Genomic DNA, 18,407 nt, shown 5'->3' with positions numbered 1-18,407 from the left:
CCAAATCACTTCAATCGGTTACGACAGGGAAGTTAGCCCCATTCCAGGCCGCAATCCCTCCGTAAAGATGCGTATCGACCGCAGAGCCCGCCCTGCCGCATTGTTCCAGTGCCAGAGCCGAGCGTTTTCCTCCGGCGCATTGCAGCACCAGTTGCTTGCCGATGGGGTCGGGAAGCGCCCGAGGGTCGAAGCGGGAGAGAGGCATGTTGATCGCACCACGAATATGGCCGCTACCGAACTCGTCGGGTTCACGGACATCGATCACAATCGCCCGATCCTCAGCCAGCATGGCGGCGAGTTCCTGCACGGAAATTTCTTTGGTCGTTGGTGAAGCGGATTTTCCAAACATCATGTGTCTCCAGGCGTTCGGTTTGGCGCAAATAGAGCTTTCATAACCATGGATTTGCATATATCGTATTTTTCTAATATAAGTCAACTGACAGGGCATAGCTCTCAAAGAGGATGAACCGAAGGAAGAAACAATGGCGGATAAACGGACAATCGTGGTTTTGGGCGCCGGCCTTGGCGGCACCATCGCTGCTTACGAAATTCGCGAGGTCGTAGGCAGCAAAGCCGACGTCATACTCGTGGCAGAGTCGGAGGATTACTGGTTCGTGCCGTCCAATCCATGGGTCGCTGTTGGCTGGCGCACGCCAGAGGCGATCAAGGTTCATCTGCCCCCTGTCATGAAAAAACGTGGCATCGGTTTTACCGCCATCGGCGCGGCGCACGTCCACCCTTCCCAATCGCGGCTGGAATTGCGCGATGGCACATCGCTTGCTTATGACTATCTAGTTATCGCCACCGGCCCGGACTTGGCCTTCGACGAGATTGAGGGTCTTGGCCCCGACGGCCACACCGTCTCGATCTGCCAGACATCCCATGCCCAGGCAGCCTATAAGCAATTCGAGGCGCTGGCCGCTGATCCAAAACCGGTGGTGATCGGTGCTGTTCAGGGCGCATCCTGTTTCGGTCCGGCCTATGAATTCGCGATGATCGTCGAAACCGAGCTCAGGCGCCGCAAGGTACGCGACCGGGTGCCGATGACCTTTGTGACGTCAGAGCCCTATATCGGGCACCTCGGCCTTGATGGCGTCGGCGACACCAAGGGTTTGCTCGAAAGCGAGATGCGCAATCGCCACATTAAATGGATCACCAATGCGCGAGTAACAAAGGTCGAGTCAGGCGTCATGCATGTGGAAGAACTGGCCGAGGATGGTGCGGTTAAAAAGACGCACGACCTTCCTTTCGGCTTTTCCATGATGTTGCCTGCTTTCCGTGGGGTCGAGGCGGTGCGCGGCATTGATGGGTTGACGAACCCGCGCGGTTTCATCCTGGTCGACAAGCATCAGCGCAATCCGGCTTTCCCGAATATCTATGCGCTGGGTGTCTGCGTCGCCATTCCGCCAACTGGTCCGACGCCAGTACCGGTGGGCGTGCCAAAGACGGGATTCATGATTGAAAGCATGGTCACCGCCGTGGCCCAGAACGTGAAACAGGAACTTAGCGGGCACACCCCCACCAATGAAGCCACCTGGAACGCGATCTGCCTTGCCGATTTCGGCGATGGCGGCGTCGCCTTCATTGCCAAACCGCAAATCCCCCCGCGCAATCTCAACTGGGCGTCGGAGGGTAAATGGGTTCACCTCGCCAAGATTGGTTTTGAAAAATACTTCCTGCGCAAAATGCGCAAGGGCGAGAGCGAGCCCTTTTATGAAAAACTGATGCTCCACGCGCTGGGCATCAGGAAACTTCGCTTTGATGCGAACGAGAAGGAGTTGGTAGAATGAATCTTGATAGAGCAGTCATGGCCTTCGCAGGCTTTGTCGTCCTTTTGAGCATTACCCTTGCACTGGTCTTCAACCCCTGGTGGTTGGCACTGGGAGTATTTGCCGGACTTAACATGATTCAGGCAAGCATCACGGGCTTCTGCCCTGCCGCCATGGTCTTCAAGCGACTGGGGGTCAAGGAAGGTCATGCCTTTCGCTGATTGCACGCGAACAAGAGTATGCGCTGCCGCCATTATCGGAGCAGCCATCTTGGCGTTTGCAGCCCCGGCAAACGCCAAGACGCTGGATGAAGCCATTGCCGAGGCGATCCAACATGCGCCCCGCCTCGCTCAGGCTGAAGCAGAGGCCCGCGCCGCCGATGGCGCTGTCACGCAAGCGCGCGGAGCGGGGCTGCCGCTGCTTGGCGTGAGCGGTAGCATCGGTACTGGCCGGATTGATCCGCGAGGATTTTTCGGCCTTCAGGCTGCCTCCACAACGCCCCGAATGGCGCAGGCTGGCATCGAGCAGCCTCTGTTCGCCGGCGGCGCGATTTCCGGCGCGATCGGTCAGGCCAAGGCGGGCCGTGCAGCCGCGCGAGCACACGTTGATGCGACGCGGGCAGAACTCGCCGCGTCAGTAGCGCAAGCCTATAGCGATGTGTTGGTCGCGGCGAAGCAGCTTGAACATTATGGCAAGCTCAAATCCGAAATGACGGAGATATTGCGGCAGGCAAAGCTGCGCTTTCAATCCGGCGACAGTCCCAGTACGGACGTGTCGCAGGCAAAAGCCCGCTTGGCCGAAGCAGAGGCAGGCATGGCGCAGGCGGAAGGCGATCAGGCGCTCGCGCGAGCACATTTCGTCAATCTGGTGGGAAGCACTCCCGATGATCTGGCTCCCCTGCCCCTCGCCCCGACAACACCTGCGGAGCTTGACGAGGCGGTGAGCATAGCCATGACGAACAGCCCCCGCATCGCACAGGCACGCGCTGCGGTCGATGCCGCCCACGCGGCTGCGCGTGGTAGCCGATCCGGCTATCTTCCAGCGGTGAGCGCCTTCGCCGAGGCATCCTCGGTCCGTGATCAATTTTTCCCTGACTATGCTGCGGATTCAGTAACGGTCGGCGTTCGTGCACGCTGGAATATCTTCGACAGTGGGCGTACCGCGGGCAAAGTGGAGGAAGCAGACGGCAAGCGCGATGCGGCAATGGCGCAACTCCGGGCGGCCCAGGCGGATATACAGGAGGCGGTTATCAGGACCTGGCAGGGTCTGCGAACCGCGCGTGACGTCCGCCTTGCAAGGCAGGCCCAGGACGAAGCCAGCCAGGAAGCGCTACGCAGCGTCCGGCTGGAAGTTCAGACCGGAAGCAAGCCGCATCTTGCGCTTCTCGATGCAGAACGTGACGCCATTGCTGCTTCCACCGGCGCTACCCAGGCGGAGGGGGGAGTCGTCGTCGCGGCCTATCAATTGCGGGCGCTGCTCGGTCAATATTGACCGGACGGTTTACAAGCTGTTGGGGCGAAAGCAGCACATAACGCAGCGCCGTGTTCCCAGGAGCAATGCATGGGCGATTGCGAACTTGCTGGGGCATCATTCAGTGTATCATCTCCATTTGGGGTTTGAGGACAACTTTGGTCCATTCATTCTGATTGTCGTGGAAGCACTCATATCCTCGCGGGGCTTCTTCGAGCGGAAGGCGGTGGCTGATCAGGAAGGTGGTATCCAACTCCCCTTGCTGGATCAGGTCGAGCAGCTCGGCGGTGTACGCCTGGACATGAGTCTGGCCGGTACGAATCTGCAGTCCCTTTTCCATCAGTGCGCCGAGCGGAAACTTGTCCGTCATGCCGCCATAGACGCCTGGAATGGACACGCGCCCGCCAAGGCGCACCGCGAGCAGCGCCTGCTTGAGAGCCGAAGCACGATCTACGCCAATGCCGACTTTCTGCTTGGCGATATCGAGCATATTATCGAGGGCAAAGCCATGCGCTTCCATTCCCACGGCATCGATTACCGCATCGACGCCTATGCCGCCGGACATTTCGATCAGAGCTTCGCGCACGTGGGTTTCGCGGAAATTGATGATGTCCGCGCCCAGCTGACGTGCCAGCTCCAGGCGGTGTGGCCAGTGATCGATGGCGATCACACGCGCCGCGCCGAGCAGAATTGCCGACTGAACCGCGAACAGGCCGACCGGACCGCATCCCCATACCGCCACCGTATCATCGGGCTGAATATCGGCATTCTTTGCGGCCATCCATCCCGTGGGCAATATGTCAGAAAGGAACAGTACCTCATCGTCCTCCATACCGTCCGGGACGACCACGGGGCCTATGTCGCTATAAGGCACGCGCACATATTCGGCCTGCCCGCCGGAATAACCGCCGGTCAGATGGGAATAGCCGAAAAGGCCGCTCATCGGATGACCATAGAGTGCTGCGGAAATATCCTGTTTTTCGACAGGATTGCTGTTGGAGCAGGCGGAATATTGGTGTTGGGAACAATGGAAGCATGCGCCGCATGCGATGGTGAAGGGCACCACCACGCGCTGCCCTTTTTGCAGACTGCTCTTGGGTCCCGTATCCACCACCTCGCCCATGAATTCATGACCCAGTATGTCGCCCGACTGCATGCCGGGGATCACACCATCGTAAAGGTGCAGATCGGATCCGCAGATCGCCGTCGACGTTACTTTTATGATGGCGTCGCGAGGATTGATGATTTCCGGGTCAGGAACGGTTTCGATGCGAACGTCCTTGCTGCCATGCCATGTCAATGCGCGCATGTTCAGGCCTCCTCTTTCTCACGTGATTTTTTGGCTTGTCTGGCGGCACGTGTCTGGTCCCGACGTCGGACCGAAGTTGCGATTTCTCCTGCTTCCATCATCATTTTGAACCGCTTCAGATCGTGACGTGTCTGGATTTCGGGTTCTCGCAGAAACAATTTGGCCAAAGCCCGACCCATGGCCCCACCTATGGGTTTATACGCAATGGTGGCACTGACACGCGTGCCCCGCTCGCCCGGGGCTTTTTCGAACGTTACGCGACCCTCTGTCTCTACATCGGATCCCGGAATGGAACGCCAGGCGATCAGATGCCCGTCTTCTTCCTTCACAATTTCCGTTTCTATTTCGACGGTATTTCCCGCAGGTGCCCGAATGGTCCACAGGGTACGCCCTTCCGCTCCGGTGCGCCGTATGCTTTCGATATTCTCCATGAAGCCGGCAAGGTTTTCAAAATCCCGCCAGAATGCATAGAGTTCATGCTGCGGACGAGCGATGGTTACGGTGCGTCCAGCCACCGCATAATCACCAAAGCGCCGCCTGGCCGTGCGACCGGGCGCATCATCGCCTTGTCGCTGCTTCTCTTTTCTGTCTTCCAGTACAGACCTTAACGCAAAAGCTCCCGAGAGCGCGAGGATGGCCGCCGACGCGCCAGCAATCTTAAGAGAGGGATGAGGCATTTTCACACTCCTGCGCCGCTTGTAATTGCCCCGCTCTGCAAGCCCAGACGAATGGGATCAGGTCAGAGTTCCGAATTAAATGAAGTTTTCGATGAAGCGTGATCAGGCGCTGCGCTCTGCGCCCAACGGCCATGACAATCCCTCTGAAGGGCGCGCGCAACGCTGGACTGATGGATGCCTTCTGCTCGTCGCAAATGGCGGGAACCAACCCGGCCCGCCGGGAATTCAAAGCAAACCACTATGGAGGCTAACATGAGCGACAGCAAATTCACGGATGCGATTGCACTTCTCAAAGCTGATCACCGCAAAGTCGAGACTCTTTTCGAGCAATATGAAAAGGCGGGATCGACAAGCCGCAAGCAAGAGCTGGCAAAAGAAATATGCACCGAACTGAAGGTTCATACATCGATCGAGGAAGAGATATTCTATCCCGCCTTCCGCGGCAGGATCGAGAATAAAACGCTTGACGAAGCCTATGTCGAACATGACGGCGCGAAGGTGCTCATCAACGATATCGAGGCCGGATCACCCAACAGCGACTTTTTCGATGCCAAGGTCAAGGTGCTGTCGGAAGAGATCAAGCATCATGTTCATGAGGAAGAAATGCCCAAAGAGGGCATGTTCGCCCAGTGCCGCAAAACGGATGTCGACCTGGCCGATCTGCGAAACCAGATGGAAATGCGAAAGGAAGAATTGCTTGCCCAGGCAAAAGCCGATGGCTTGCCGCCAGCCAGACCGAGTGCCGTGAACCTGATGCCCGCCTGACGAACGGTGCTATCGCCATCTGACGGGCAGCAGATGCCTCTCAATTCGCTGCTTTCGGCTGCCCCGCCGCGTTTCTAAATCAGTGTCAGATCAATTGTTGCGCGGCTTATTCTGCAAATCAGCGCCCGACCCCGGATATTTCTCGAATTGATCCGATCGCGTGGAATCCTTTGTGCCTGGATATTCTGTCGCCGGGCGCGGCGGCTCACCTGCTCGCTGCGGCTGGCGCAGATTCTCCTGCTCCACTTCAAGGTTTTTGGGTCGATCGTCAGGTTGAATATAAACCAGCTTGCGCCAAAGAGAGGAAAGGACAGACATCGATATTCTCCTTTGTCCTAGCAACTGACGATATGGCGATACGTTCCTGTGCGTCGCTGGGGACGCAGTAGCGGCAAGCCTGCCAACTGCTGCGCCTTCCGCTCAAAGGGGACGCGCCGACGAGCGGAGGCTCGTTCACGCCTCATTGGCTTTTTCCAGAAAAACGATCAATTCCCGTTCCGCGGCAGAATAATATTTGGTTTTTCGCTGGCCGCGTCGCTCAACTCTCTTTCGATTCTTCGCGAGGTCAATCAGTGCCGGATGAATATAGGATTTGCGGGCTATGGCAGGAGTATTGCCCAATGACTGAGCGACAGGTTCCAGCATCTTTCGCAGCGGCAACCCATTCGCGCCCGCGGCAAGCAGTTGTTCATAAGCGATAACGCTCGCGGCCCAGGTCCGAAAATGCTTCGCGGTGAAATTCTGGCCCATGCTTTGGCGGATATAATCGTTGACGTCGCTGGAGCTGACGGCATGTATTTCTCCCGCTTCATCGGCATAAGCGAAGAGATGCTGTTCTGGCAGATCCTGACACCGGCGAACCACCCGCGTCAGCAACGGATCTTCGACTGCGATGGTTTGCTTCCGGCCCGACTTTGCGACAAAACGTAACCGCAACTCGGTTCCGTTGAGCCGCGCATGGCGCGTACGCAGCGTCGTCGCGCCAAAGCTGCGGTTCTTGCGCGCATAATCCTCATTCCCCACCCGAATGGCGCTTTCATCGAGCAGCCGTACTACGGCGGCGACCACTTTGGTCCGATCCAGGCCGGGGCGCGTCAGATCCCGCTCAACACGTCTGCGAATCCGCGGGAGATTCTGCGCGAAAGAGATGCAATTTGCGAACTTTCCCGCTTCCTGCTGTGCCCGAAAATCGGGGTGGTAACGATATTGTTTGCGGCCCTTTTCATCAAAACCAGTCGCCTGAATATGACCGCGCGGGTCTGGGCAGAACCATGCGCGTTCATAGGCCGGGGGCAGCCCGATATGTTTCAGCCGTTCAATCTCCTTCGGATCGGTAATCCGCTGACCTTGGCTGTTCCACCACGTCCATCCACGCCCGCATTTCCGCCGACTGATGCCCGGCATTCCATCGTCAGCAAAGACAAGCACGTCCTCGCCTCCGCCCTGGAGGCGCCCAAGGGCGGCAATATAATAACGAGACCATCCCGCACGGATTCATCGGGCAAAGCATCCAGTATGGTAGCCATCGAGTACAGCCGCGACGCATGCCAGCCGTTCGCAATCCCGGTTGAAACGGAAAGCACGGGCAAGTGGTTCCGCTTCATGCTGCCCTTGGCATTACCAGTAGCGATGAGCACCCGCGTCCGGCGCTCAGATCCGGGGAACCCGAAGCGAATATGACGATCAGAACGCCCCAATTAAGGTCATATACGTATGGCAAGGCCTGGGCTGCTGAGGAACGATACGCTGGTGTGGTGCATTTTGATTTGGATACCCACCAGGATTGCCGCCTGAGTTTTGCTGAAGGATGATTTGCGATGGATTCCCGCTCGCGCGACTGGATATGGTCTGAGGCCATAGAGATGCTCCGCAAGCTCGAAAGGCTGCACGGCCAGAGCTTTGCACCGGGCAGTTCGGCACCTGGTCAGACATGCTGGGAACCGCCCATCGACATGCTGGAGACTGATGAGGAAATTCTGATCATTATTGCTCTTCCGGGTGTCGATCTTGATCAGGTAGTCACGCGAATCGAAGACGGCACACTCGTTATCATCGGGCACAGGCGTTTTCCCCCGGAATTGCGTCATGCGATCATTCACCGTCTGGAACTGCCACAGGGACGTTTTGAGCGAAGGCTGGCGCTACCGCCGGGACGCTATGGCGCAGCGCGGCAATTGAAAAGCAATGGCTGTCTGGTCGTCACCCTCCGGAAAGCTTCAGCCACAAGAGGCCCGCGATGACCGATGTAGTGCAAAAACAAGCCGCGCAAGAGGCCGCGAATCCATTGCCAAACGGAACGCAGCCATCTCCTGACCTGCCCGAAGACGCCGTCATCATTGTGCCAGTGCGTAATTTCGTCCTGTTTCCCGAACTGGCCCTGCCGCTCACAATAGGACGTCCAAAGTCCGTTGCCGCAGCGCAGGCCGCCGTCCGTGCCGAGCGCCCGATCGGCGTCGTCATGCAGCGCAACGCAGAGACAACCGATCCCTCCCCTGCCGACATGCACGACATGGGCACAATCGCCAATATATTGCGCTATGTAACGGCACCCGACGGGAGTCATCATCTCATCGTCCAGGGCGTGCAGCGTTTCCGTATCGTGGAGTTTCTGGAAGGCTGGCCCTATCTCGCCGCTCGCGTCCAGCCGATTGAGGAAAGCCAGGAAACGACGCCAGAAATTGAGGCAAGACTGCTGCACCTCAGGCAGCAGGCCATGGAGGCCATAGAATTACTGCCGCAGGCGCCTCCAGAACTTGCCGCGACCGTTCAGAACATCAGTTCGGCCAGTGCGCTTGCGGATCTGGTGACGGCCTATCTCGACCTGTCTGCGGAGCAAAAGCAGGAAATCCTGGAAACAACAGATCTGCGCGAGCGGCTGGACAAGAGTTCCCGGCTGCTCGCCCAACGGCTTGAAGTGCTGCGCCTGAGGCAGGAAATCGGACGCGATGTCGAAACGACACTCACCAACAGGCAGCGTGAAGCTTTGCTGCGCGAACAATTGGCCGCAATCCAGCGCCAGCTTGGCGAGGACGAAGGCAAATCCGCCGAAATTGCCGAAATAAATGACGCTATCGCAAAGGCAGGAATGCCAGCCGAGGTTGAGGAACAGGCACGCAGAGAACTGCGCCGCCTTGAACGCATGCCTGAAGCCGCGGCCGAACACGGGATGGTGCGCACCTATCTCGACTGGTTGACAGAACTGCCCTGGGCACTGCCGGATGAAGAGCCGATCGACATAACACAGGCGCGTCGCATTCTGGATGAGGATCATTACGACCTCGACAAGATCAAACAGCGGATCATCGAATATCTGGCGGTGCGCAAACTCGCTCCCCAAGGCAAGGCGCCAATCCTTTGTTTTGCCGGACCGCCGGGAGTCGGCAAGACATCGCTGGGCCAATCGATTGCGCGCGCCATGGACCGGAAGTTCGTTCGCGTCAGCCTGGGCGGGGTCCATGACGAGGCCGAAATCCGGGGACACAGGAGGACCTATATCGGCGCCCTGCCCGGCAACGTCATTCAGGCAATCCGCAGGGCAGGCACACGCAACTGCGTATTGATGCTCGATGAAATCGACAAGCTTGGCAGCGGTGTCCACGGCGACCCGTCCGCTGCGATGCTGGAAGTGCTGGACCCGGAACAGAACGCCACGTTCAGGGACAATTATCTTGGGGTGCCATTCGATCTTAGCCGCATCGTTTTCATTGCTACGGCCAATATGCTCGATACCATCCCCCCCGCCCTGCGCGATCGGATGGAGGTCATCTCGCTGGCGGGCTATACCGAAGACGAGAAGCTGCACATCGCCCGCCGTTATCTGGCGCCACGGCAACTGGCGGCCAATGGCCTTCAAGCGGATCAGGCCGAGATCGATGATGGCGCGCTGACGGAGATCATCCGCAACTATACGCGCGAAGCAGGCGTGCGAAACCTGGAACGCGAGATCGGAAAGGCATTTCGCTATGCCGCCATGCAGGTTGCAGAGAATCTTCAGGCGCATGTAAAAATTTCGCCGGATAATCTGACCACCATGCTGGGCGCACCGCGTTTCGAAAGCGAGGTCGCGCAGCGCACCAGCGTGCCGGGTGTGGCGACTGGCCTTGCCTGGACACCCGTGGGCGGTGATATCCTGTTCATTGAAGCCACCATCATGCCGGGTTCAGGCCGGCTGATCCTGACCGGCCAGTTGGGAGACGTCATGCGGGAGAGCGCTCAGGCGGCGCTCAGCCTTATCAAATCGCGGGCGGAGAGCCTGGGGGTTGATGCGGGCCGGTTCGAGAAGAATGACATTCACATACACGTCCCGGCCGGTGCAACGCCGAAGGACGGCCCAAGCGCAGGGGTTGCCATGTTCACGGCCCTCGTGTCCCTGCTGACAGGCCGAACCGTCCGCAGTGACACGGCAATGACCGGCGAGATATCGCTACGCGGCCTTGTGCTGCCGGTAGGCGGCATCAGGGAAAAGGTGGTCGCCGCGGCCAGCGCCGGGATCAAGCGGGTCATGCTTCCGGCCCGCAACCGAAGGGATTATGACGACATCCCCGAAAAAGCGCGTGAGAAGCTGGAGTTCATATGGCTGGAGCATGTCGATGAAGCCGTCGCAGCGGGTCTTGCTTCGACCGAACTTCCGCAACAATCATAATCACCTGAATCTCAAGTTCGTCATGCTGCCTGCGCGGCCTCGCTATGCCCCGACCCTGAAACAAGTTGGCAATTGCGCCCTTGAAACATGTAGCCAATCTCCCTCTCCCCTGTGGGATCATTGCATAATTTCATTTTACCGTCATTCCCGCGAAGGCGGGGATCCATCTCCTGACCTGACCGCTTGATTTTACGTCGGGAGATGGGTTCCCGCCTTCGCGGGAACGACGAAAATCAGGAAATGCACGAATGATGCAATAGTCCCTTCAGGGAGGCTATGATGGCGAGCCCAGCCTACTTGTCGCAACGGTATGATTCCCAAACCAGTTCAGGGTGACGATCGTTCAATGTGGCGAACTTCGATTCCACCGGTTTGCGCTTTGCGAAAGCAAGCTGTGTATCGCGTTCTCCAGGTCCTTGGGTTTTACGGTGGGCGCAAACCGGGCAATGACCGCGCCTTCGCGGTTTACCAGGAACTTGGTGAAATTCCATTTGATGCGCTTTGTACCAAGAACACCCGGCTTGCTCTTCTTCAGGTAAGTATAGAGCGGATCAGCTTCATTCCCGTTCACGTCGATCTTGGCAAAGAGCGGGAAGGTGACATCATAGGTAAGGGCGCAAAAGCTGGCAATTTCCTCTGCATCGCCCGGTTCCTGATGTCCAAATTGGTTGCACGGAAATGCGAGGATTTCAAAACCACGAGCCCGATATTTGCGGTATAGCGCCTCCAGCCCTTCATATTGCGGGGTAAAGCCGCATTTGCTGGCGACATTGACGATCAGCAACACCTTGCCCGCATATTGGGCAAGTGGGGCCGGTTCACCGCCGGGACGTTTTACCGTAAAATCCAGCACATTCACGCGATGCGCTCCATTGCACGCTACTATTGCAAAACACCTTCATGCAGGCGCAACACCCTGTCCATCTTTTTCGCCAGCCGCTCATTGTGGGTTGCCACCAATGCAGCCGAACCTTCTTCCCTTACAAGGCGTAGAAATTCACCGAACACGATGTCGGCGGTATGTTCATCCAGATTGCCCGTTGGTTCATCCGCCAGCACCAGTGCAGGCCTGTTGGCGAGCGCGCGGGCGACGGCGACACGTTGCTGCTCGCCGCCTGACAATTGGCTGGGGCGATGAGTGAGGCGATGACCCAGTCCCAGTGAGGCCAGCAGACTTTCGGCGCGTGCGCGAGCAGCTTTTGGTTCCACATCGCGGATCATCTGCGGCAGAATGACGTTTTCGGCGGCGCTGAAATCGGGTAGCAAATGGTGAAACTGATAGACAAAGCCCAATGCGTCGCGGCGCAAACGGGTGCGGCCATCACTCGGCAGGTTGGCCGCCTCTTCATCCCCGATCATGATGGAACCCTGAAACCCGCCTTCCAGCAAGCCCACAGCCTGCAGCAATGTCGATTTGCCTGACCCCGATGGACCGAGCAGCGCCACGATTTCGCCTGGTGCGACCGCAAGGTCCACGCCGCGCAGGACCTCGATCGTTTCGTCGCCCTGAATGAAGTTGCGACACAGACCCGTGACCTTCAATATGTCATTCATAGCGCAGCACCTGCACCGGATCGGTATTTGCGGCTTTTAAAGCCGGATAAAGCGTCGCAAGGAAGCTGAACACCATTGCCATAACGCAAATGGTGATGATTTCGACAGGGTCCGCCTTGGCCGGCAATTCCGTCAGGAAGCGGATGGATGGGTCCCACAGATTCTGTCCCGTCAATAATTGGACGAAATTGACGACGCTCTGGCGGAAAAAGAGAAAGGTGAAGCCGACCGCAACGCCCGCGCAAGTGCCCAGCGCGCCAATGATGATCCCGACCGTCATGAAAATCTTCAGCAAACCATGACGCGAAGCGCCCATGGTGCGCAGAATAGCGATGTCCCGCGTCTTTGCACGCACCAGCATGATGAGTGAAGACAGGATGTTGAACACCGCGACCAGAATGATGATCGACAGCACCACAAACATGGCCACCCGCTCAACGGCCAGCGCCTCAAACAGACTGGCGTTCATTTGCCGCCAGTCGGTAACAACCGCCCTTCCCGCTACCTTCTCGGCCAGCGGAGCCAATATGCTGCCCACCTCATCGGCATTGACGGTTTCAACCTCGATCATGCCGACGACATCTCCCAACAGCAGAAGTGTTTGGGCGTCCTCCATCGGCATGACGACGAAAGCCTTGTCATAGTCATAGACGCCGACTTCGAAAATCGCGGCGACCTCATAGGATATTTCGCGAGGAACAGTGCCAAAGGGGGTGGCACGGCCTGCCGGATTGATGATGCTGATGTGACTTCCTACCTGCGCCCCCAGATTTTCGGCCAGGCGAGCGCCGAGGGCGATCTTGCTGCTTCCAGCGACGAGGCCGTTCATCTTGCCGGCAACGACCTTGTTCTTCAGTGTTGCATTGGTTCGGATGTCGGGCACCGTCATGCCACGGACGAGAATCGCTTCCACCCGACCATTGAAATTGGCGAGCAGCGGCTGTTCTATCAGGGGGGTAGCGCTGGTGACGCCGGGAGTCGCTTTGGCTTCCTTCAAAATATCCTTCCAGTCAGGAAGGCGGCCACCATAACCTTGCACTACCGCATGACCGTTCAGGCCGACGATTTTGTCAAACAGTTCGGCGCGAAAACCATTCATCACGCTCATGACGATAATGAGCGCCGCAACGCCCAGCATGACGGCGACCAAGCTGATCCCCGCAACCAGAAAAATAAACCCCTCGCCCTTGCCCGGAAGCAGGTAGCGTTTGGAGATCATCCATTCGTAACGGGAGAGAATCATAGGGTGTTTGATGATCTTTCTATGCGGTAAGAATGCCTTAGGGACCGCAAGGGGGAGAGGCAAGAAGATGTGCAGCCTTGGTGGCCGTGGCCAAATGAACACAGGCTGACTCCAAAATGGACCACAATGCCAATTTCACGGTGACATGGCCGTGCACGATGGCTTAGCAAGGACATCAAGAGACACAGGTCAGAGGCCGTGGTTCAGGGATACCGTAGTCCCGTCTGATGCTTTAGGGGGCTTCCAGATCGAGGACACGGTGCCAAGGGGGAGACGAGCAATCGTCAATGGACGCCCGGATCGAAAACGATCCGGGCGTTTGTTTTTAAGATTCTCTTACTCTTGAAATTAGCAAAATCGAAAATATCTCCATTCTGTCCGGGCGTTTTTGCGTCGGATTATAGTCAGCGGGCGCCAATATGGGCCTGCGTATTCATATTGCTCAGATGAAGAGGATTTGAAGATGAGACAGTTTGATTTTACGCCCTACCGCCGTTCAACGGTTGGTTTTGACAGGTTGTTCGACCTGTTGGAAAACAGCGCCCGCCTGCAACAGGCGGACAATTATCCCCCGTTCAACATAGAACGGTTGAGCGAGGATAAATACCGAATCACATTGGCAGTAGCGGGATTCGGCGCTGACGATATCGATATTGTCGCGCAGCAGAATCTCTTGCAGATCACTGGCAAGAAGGAAGAGGTCGAACAGGACCGTTCCAACTTCCTCCATATGGGGATTGCCAACCGTAACTTTGAACGCCGTTTCGAACTGGCCGATTTCGTCCGGGTCGAAGATGCGAAGTTGCGGGACGGACTGCTTGTCGTCGATCTGGTCCGCGAAGTACCCGAAGCGATGAAGCCGAAGAAAATTTCTATTTCGGCAGGCGATGCACCCAGCATCACTGACGAGCGCGAAGCTGCCTGACCGGCAGCAGATCGCTGAAAACAGGAGGCCGTCCGCCAGAGGCGGCCTCCTTTGTAGATCAGGCAGGCTGTCAGCCGGGTCGCAAAAGCTGACAGCCTGCCATCATGCAGCCGCGTCTAATCGACGGAGGCCGCAATCTCTTCCAATGTGGCGGGGTCCAGGATCCTGATTTCGCCCTGTTCGACAACGGTGATACCCGCCTGTGACCATATTGCCAGTTGGCGGTTAATATTCTCTCGGGAAATACCGGCAAACATGGCGAGTTCGGTCTGGCTCAAAGCTATGACCGGCGGGCTGGCACGGTTTTCGTCTGCCCGCACCAATCTTAAAACAAAGCGCGCAAGGCGCGGCGCAGCGGCATAAGCGCGATCATTTTCGATCGTTTGATTGGTCATACGCAAACGCAACGCCAATTCCCGCATGATCCGAAGCGCAATCTTGTGATTATGCTCCAGCAAGGCCTCAAAGGCTATCCGACCGAGCGTTAGATAGCGGACATTCCCCATGGCGATCACGCTTGCGGTCCGTTCGCCCCCGTCCAGCAATGCAATCTCGCCCAGCACAGCGCCCGCACTCACATATTCCAGCACGATTTCCCGACCGTTCGCCGTGTAGACTGTCACGCGGGCCTGACCATCGAGCAGGATAACGAGCGAATCGCCGATATCCCCCTGCCGTAACAGCACATCACCCTTGGCCGCATCGTGGAATTTTGCACTATCAAGCAATTGCGAAAGCTCGGACTCCTCCAAAGTATGGAGAAGGCTGTGCTCAGGCAATTTTCCGTGAAGATCCCGCGCGTCCATTTGGCCCCATCAATCAACCGAATCGGTTCTATCAGCATTATGTTGCCAAAATATGGTAAATTCTTCTGTGACCCTCGTCACAGGAGGTAACCCTCTTCGGCCTGATGTTAAACGAGCCGGCTTTGTTTGACGGCTGCCGCGATGAAGCTGGCGAACAGAGGATGGGGATCAAAAGGCTTGGATTTGAGTTCCGGGTGAAACTGAACCCCTATGAACCATGGATGGTCGGGCCGTTCGACAATTTCAGGCAAGGCGCCATCAGGCGACATTCCTGAAAAGATAAGGCCGCCCTTTTCCAGCGGCTCCCGGTAATGCACATTGACTTCATAGCGATGACGGTGCCGTTCGCTGATCTCTTCGCTGTTATAGATCGAGCTTACGACGCTATTGCCGGACAATTTTGCCGGATACGCGCCAAGGCGCATGGTTCCGCCCATATCGCCGCCTTCTTGCCGCTGCTGAAGCCCTTCCTTGCTCATCCATTCGGTGATGAGGCCGATGACCGGCTCGTCGGTAGAACCGAATTCGGTCGTGGATGCATTGGCGATACCCGCGGTGTTTCGCGCACCTTCGATGCAGGCCATCTGCATACCGAGGCAAATACCGAAAAAGGGTACATCGCGTTCGCGTGCGAACTTGACGCTGCCGATTTTGCCTTCGCTGCCGCGCTCACCAAAGCCGCCGGGCACCAGGATGCCATGCAGCGGTTCAAGCTGGGCGGCGAGATGCTCCTCATTTTCAAACATTTCGGCATCGAGCCAGCGGATATTGACCTTTACCCGGTTGGCAAAACCGCCATGGACCAGTGCCTCATGCAGAGATTTATAGGCATCAGGCAGCCCAACATATTTGCCAACCACGCCAATGGTCACTTCGCCTTCGGGATTGCTGTAGCGGTCCATGATGTCGACCCACTGGACCATTTCCGGTTCCAGTGCGTCCGTGATGCCAAAGGCGCGTAGCACTTCATCGTCCAGTCCCTCGTCATGATATTGCAGAGGAACCGCATAGATATTGGGCGCATCGAGCGCAGGAATGACCGCTTCCTTACGAACGTTGCAGAACAGCGCGATTTTGGCACGCTCGCCGTCCGGCAAAGGATGTTCGCACCGGCAAAGCAGAATATCGGGTTGAATGCCCAGAGATGTCAGTTCCCGTACGCTGTGCTGAGTAGGCTTGGTTTTCAGCTCGCCAGCAGCGCTGATATAGGGGACCAGCGTCACATGGACGAACACGGTGTTTTCCCGACCAATGTCGTTACGAAGCTGTCGAATCGCCTCGATAAAAGGAAGACTTTCGATGTCGCCCACCGTGCCGCCGATTTCACATAGCACGAAGTCCAGGTCTTCAATCTCATCCTGCGCGAATGCCTTGATGGCGTCGGTAACATGCGGAATGACCTGCACCGTTGCGCCCAGATAATCGCCACGCCGTTCGCGAGTGATAACGGTCTGATAGATACGGCCCGCCGTCACATTGTCGGACTGGCGCGACGGCACGCCGGTAAAGCGTTCGTAATGGCCAAGGTCGAGGTCGGTTTCAGCCCCGTCGTCGGTCACATAGACTTCGCCATGCTGATAAGGCGACATGGTGCCCGGATCGACATTCAGATAGGGATCGAACTTGCGAATACGCACGCGATAACCCCGCGCTTGCAGCAATGCTGCAAGGCTGGCGGCCATAAGACCCTTGCCAAGCGAGGAGACCACGCCGCCGGTGATAAAAATGAACCGCGCCATGGGAGGAAAGACTTATCCTTTAAAGGTCACAACAAGCAAGCGTGCGAATCCGCCGCCCGTGAAATAATTTGAATTTTTTGCAGATTAGTGCGCGAGAGGAACGCTGTCGTCTTTCCCTGCACTGTCATTTTGCGCGGCGGCATTGGCCGCGGCAGCCAGTGGATCGGTGTCGCTGTTAGCAGCAGGTGCATCGCCGGCCGGTTGCGCTGGTGCTGTCCGTGACAGCGACGTGTCGATTTCTATCGGCGCATGCTTGACCGAAGCGATAACGGCGAGCGTCACACTGAGCGTAACAAACAGCGTCGCCAGGATTGTCGTCGAACGAGTCAGAAAATCCGCTGCTCCGCGGGCTGACATTAATCCCGAAGGACTGCCGCCAACGCCCAGGCCCCCACCTTCCGACCGCTGCATCAGGATAACGCCGACCAGCGCCGCGGCCACAATGGCCTGAACAACAAGGATGAAGGTGAACATGAAAAATCAAAACCCGTAATGAACTGCTTGAGCGGGCACATAACGCCTCCCGCTCCAATCTTCAACCGGAAGCAGCAGCAGCCTGAATAATCGGCGCGAATTTTTCGGCTGTCAGACTGGCTCCGCCAACAAGGCCGCCATCAACATCGGCTATAGCCAGCAGATCAGCGGCGTTCGCCCCATTCATCGACCCGCCATACAGGATACGCATGGCGTCTGCCTCGTCACCAATCCGCGAACGCAATGCATCGCGCAGCGACCGGTGCATGCGGGTAACCTCCTCCATCGTTGGCGTTCGCCCTGTGCCAATGGCCCATATCGGTTCATAAGCGACCGACAGCCATTGCGCCGCAGCGCCATCGGGTAAAGAGGCAAGCAATTGATCCGAAACAACCGCTTCGGCGTGACCAGCATCGCGCTGAGCCTCGCTTTCCCCGACGCATAGAATGATATTCAAGTCATTGCGCCGAGCCGCGAGGGCCTTTGCCGCGACGTCGTCGTCGCTTTCATGCTGATCGGTGCGCCGTTCGCTATGCCCCACTATACAACTATCCGCGCCCGCTTCTTTCAACATTGCGGCGGACAGGCAGCCGGTATGAGCGCCGCTATCAGCCATATGGCAATCCTGCGCTCCGATAAAGATCGATCGGGCGGACACCCTCGCAGGATGAATCAGTGTAGCCGGCAGGCAAAGGCCGGTTTCGACACCGGGATGAGCAGCCGCCACTTTGTCGATCGCTCCCACTTCCGCGACCTGCGCCAGCAGTCCGTTCATTTTCCAGTTTCCGACGATCAGCTTTTTCCTGCTCACCAATGTCTCCCATGCGATGCTAGAATTTGGTTCTGGGGGCGATAGCAACTGCTGATAGATTGTATAGGGTCAGAACCCATTAATTACGAGGATCGAGACATGATTGTCCGGGATGCTGTGGGAGGAGAGGTGCGAAAAGCGGGCATTATTGCCCGGTTGAGCGGTTCGACGAACCACAGCGCCCGGACAATCATGCCCCTTCGGGGTGGGACGGGAAAGACCA

The 18,407-nt window shown here is 57.3% G+C and carries 19 protein-coding genes; 7 read left to right on the top strand and 12 right to left on the bottom strand.

Annotated elements, in window-relative coordinates:
- Positions 1-10 precede the first annotated feature (10 nt).
- Entirely contained in the window at positions 11-307 is a 297-nt protein-coding gene (locus L3X40_RS13880) for a rhodanese-like domain-containing protein (RefSeq protein ID WP_338331145.1), read from the bottom strand.
- 175 nt (positions 308-482) lie between these two features.
- Between L3X40_RS13880 and L3X40_RS13875 the strand changes: the two genes are divergently transcribed.
- Genes L3X40_RS13875 through L3X40_RS13865 form a run of 3 tightly spaced genes read left to right on the top strand, consistent with a single transcriptional unit; the run spans position 483 to position 3,260 of the window.
- On the top strand, positions 483-1,790 hold the full coding sequence (locus L3X40_RS13875) for an NAD(P)/FAD-dependent oxidoreductase (RefSeq protein ID WP_237366144.1): 1,308 nt from the start codon (positions 483-485) through the stop codon (positions 1,788-1,790).
- Positions 1,787-1,990, top strand: a complete 204-nt coding sequence (locus L3X40_RS13870; protein ID WP_237366143.1) for a YgaP family membrane protein — start codon at positions 1,787-1,789, stop codon at positions 1,988-1,990. Before L3X40_RS13875 ends, L3X40_RS13870 begins: the two co-directional genes overlap by 4 nt.
- A 49-nt stretch (positions 1,991-2,039) precedes the next feature.
- Positions 2,040-3,260, top strand: a complete 1,221-nt coding sequence (locus tag L3X40_RS13865; RefSeq protein ID WP_237366142.1) for a TolC family outer membrane protein — start codon at positions 2,040-2,042, stop codon at positions 3,258-3,260.
- Between the two features lie 100 nt (positions 3,261-3,360).
- Here the strand turns inward: L3X40_RS13865 and L3X40_RS13860 are convergent, their stop codons facing one another.
- Together L3X40_RS13860 and L3X40_RS13855 are read right to left on the bottom strand one after the other, a co-directional pair.
- Positions 3,361-4,548 carry a zinc-dependent alcohol dehydrogenase gene (locus L3X40_RS13860; RefSeq protein ID WP_237366141.1) on the bottom strand — a complete coding sequence of 396 codons (1,188 nt, stop codon included), beginning with the start codon at positions 4,546-4,548 and terminating at the stop codon, positions 3,361-3,363.
- A gap of 2 nt (positions 4,549-4,550) precedes the next feature.
- The gene (locus L3X40_RS13855; RefSeq protein WP_237366140.1) at positions 4,551-5,225 is read right to left on the bottom strand and encodes an SRPBCC family protein; all 675 of its coding nucleotides are present in this window, start codon (positions 5,223-5,225) and stop codon (positions 4,551-4,553) included.
- Positions 5,226-5,477: 252 nt separating this feature from the next.
- Between L3X40_RS13855 and L3X40_RS13850 the strand changes: the two genes are divergently transcribed.
- Entirely contained in the window at positions 5,478-5,990 is a 513-nt protein-coding gene (locus L3X40_RS13850) for a hemerythrin domain-containing protein (protein ID WP_237366139.1), read from the top strand.
- A gap of 90 nt (positions 5,991-6,080) precedes the next feature.
- Here the strand turns inward: L3X40_RS13850 and L3X40_RS13845 are convergent, their stop codons facing one another.
- Together L3X40_RS13845 and L3X40_RS13840 are read right to left on the bottom strand one after the other, a co-directional pair.
- Entirely contained in the window at positions 6,081-6,308 is a 228-nt protein-coding gene (locus L3X40_RS13845; protein ID WP_237366138.1) for a hypothetical protein, read from the bottom strand.
- A gap of 135 nt (positions 6,309-6,443) precedes the next feature.
- On the bottom strand, positions 6,444-7,394 hold the full coding sequence (locus tag L3X40_RS13840) for a DNA topoisomerase IB (RefSeq protein WP_237366166.1): 951 nt from the start codon (positions 7,392-7,394) through the stop codon (positions 6,444-6,446).
- A gap of 413 nt (positions 7,395-7,807) precedes the next feature.
- On the opposite strand from L3X40_RS13840, the gene L3X40_RS13835 reads away from it, so the two are divergent.
- Both L3X40_RS13835 and lon read left to right on the top strand, forming a co-directional pair.
- Positions 7,808-8,230 carry an Hsp20/alpha crystallin family protein gene (locus L3X40_RS13835; RefSeq protein ID WP_237366137.1) on the top strand — a complete coding sequence of 141 codons (423 nt, stop codon included), beginning with the start codon at positions 7,808-7,810 and terminating at the stop codon, positions 8,228-8,230.
- Complete coding sequence (gene lon, locus L3X40_RS13830; protein WP_237366136.1) at positions 8,227-10,632, top strand: endopeptidase La; 2,406 nt, start codon at positions 8,227-8,229, stop codon at positions 10,630-10,632. Before L3X40_RS13835 ends, lon begins: the two co-directional genes overlap by 4 nt.
- Before the next feature lie 343 nt (positions 10,633-10,975).
- Here lon and L3X40_RS13825 read toward each other — a convergent pair whose 3' ends face one another.
- The 3 genes from L3X40_RS13825 to L3X40_RS13815 are packed head-to-tail and all read right to left on the bottom strand — an operon-like array spanning position 10,976 to position 13,429.
- Entirely contained in the window at positions 10,976-11,491 is a 516-nt protein-coding gene (locus tag L3X40_RS13825; RefSeq protein WP_237366135.1) for a glutathione peroxidase, read from the bottom strand.
- Between the two features lie 23 nt (positions 11,492-11,514).
- Positions 11,515-12,186, bottom strand: coding sequence for an ABC transporter ATP-binding protein (locus L3X40_RS13820; protein ID WP_237366134.1), 672 nt, complete (start codon positions 12,184-12,186; stop codon positions 11,515-11,517).
- Complete coding sequence (locus tag L3X40_RS13815) at positions 12,179-13,429, bottom strand: lipoprotein-releasing ABC transporter permease subunit (RefSeq protein ID WP_237366133.1); 1,251 nt, start codon at positions 13,427-13,429, stop codon at positions 12,179-12,181. The genes L3X40_RS13820 and L3X40_RS13815 overlap by 8 nt, the downstream gene beginning before the upstream one ends.
- A 463-nt stretch (positions 13,430-13,892) precedes the next feature.
- On the opposite strand from L3X40_RS13815, the gene L3X40_RS13810 reads away from it, so the two are divergent.
- Positions 13,893-14,354: an Hsp20 family protein gene (locus tag L3X40_RS13810; RefSeq protein WP_237366132.1), complete on the top strand. Its 462-nt coding sequence runs from the start codon at positions 13,893-13,895 to the stop codon at positions 14,352-14,354.
- Between the two features lie 116 nt (positions 14,355-14,470).
- On the opposite strand, the gene L3X40_RS13805 is transcribed toward L3X40_RS13810, so the two are convergent.
- From L3X40_RS13805 to tpiA, 4 genes are all read right to left on the bottom strand, one after another.
- Positions 14,471-15,160, bottom strand: a complete 690-nt coding sequence (locus tag L3X40_RS13805; RefSeq protein ID WP_237366131.1) for a Crp/Fnr family transcriptional regulator — start codon at positions 15,158-15,160, stop codon at positions 14,471-14,473.
- A gap of 107 nt (positions 15,161-15,267) precedes the next feature.
- Positions 15,268-16,899, bottom strand: coding sequence for a CTP synthase (locus tag L3X40_RS13800; protein ID WP_237366130.1), 1,632 nt, complete (start codon positions 16,897-16,899; stop codon positions 15,268-15,270).
- Positions 16,900-16,983: 84 nt separating this feature from the next.
- Complete coding sequence (gene secG, locus L3X40_RS13795) at positions 16,984-17,373, bottom strand: preprotein translocase subunit SecG (RefSeq protein WP_237366129.1); 390 nt, start codon at positions 17,371-17,373, stop codon at positions 16,984-16,986.
- Between the two features lie 61 nt (positions 17,374-17,434).
- Entirely contained in the window at positions 17,435-18,184 is a 750-nt protein-coding gene (gene tpiA, locus L3X40_RS13790; protein WP_237366128.1) for a triose-phosphate isomerase, read from the bottom strand.
- Positions 18,185-18,407 lie beyond the last annotated feature (223 nt).

It is taken from the genome of Rhizorhapis sp. SPR117 (assembly GCF_021742065.1).
This window is presented reverse-complemented; position numbering and strand designations above follow the sequence as displayed.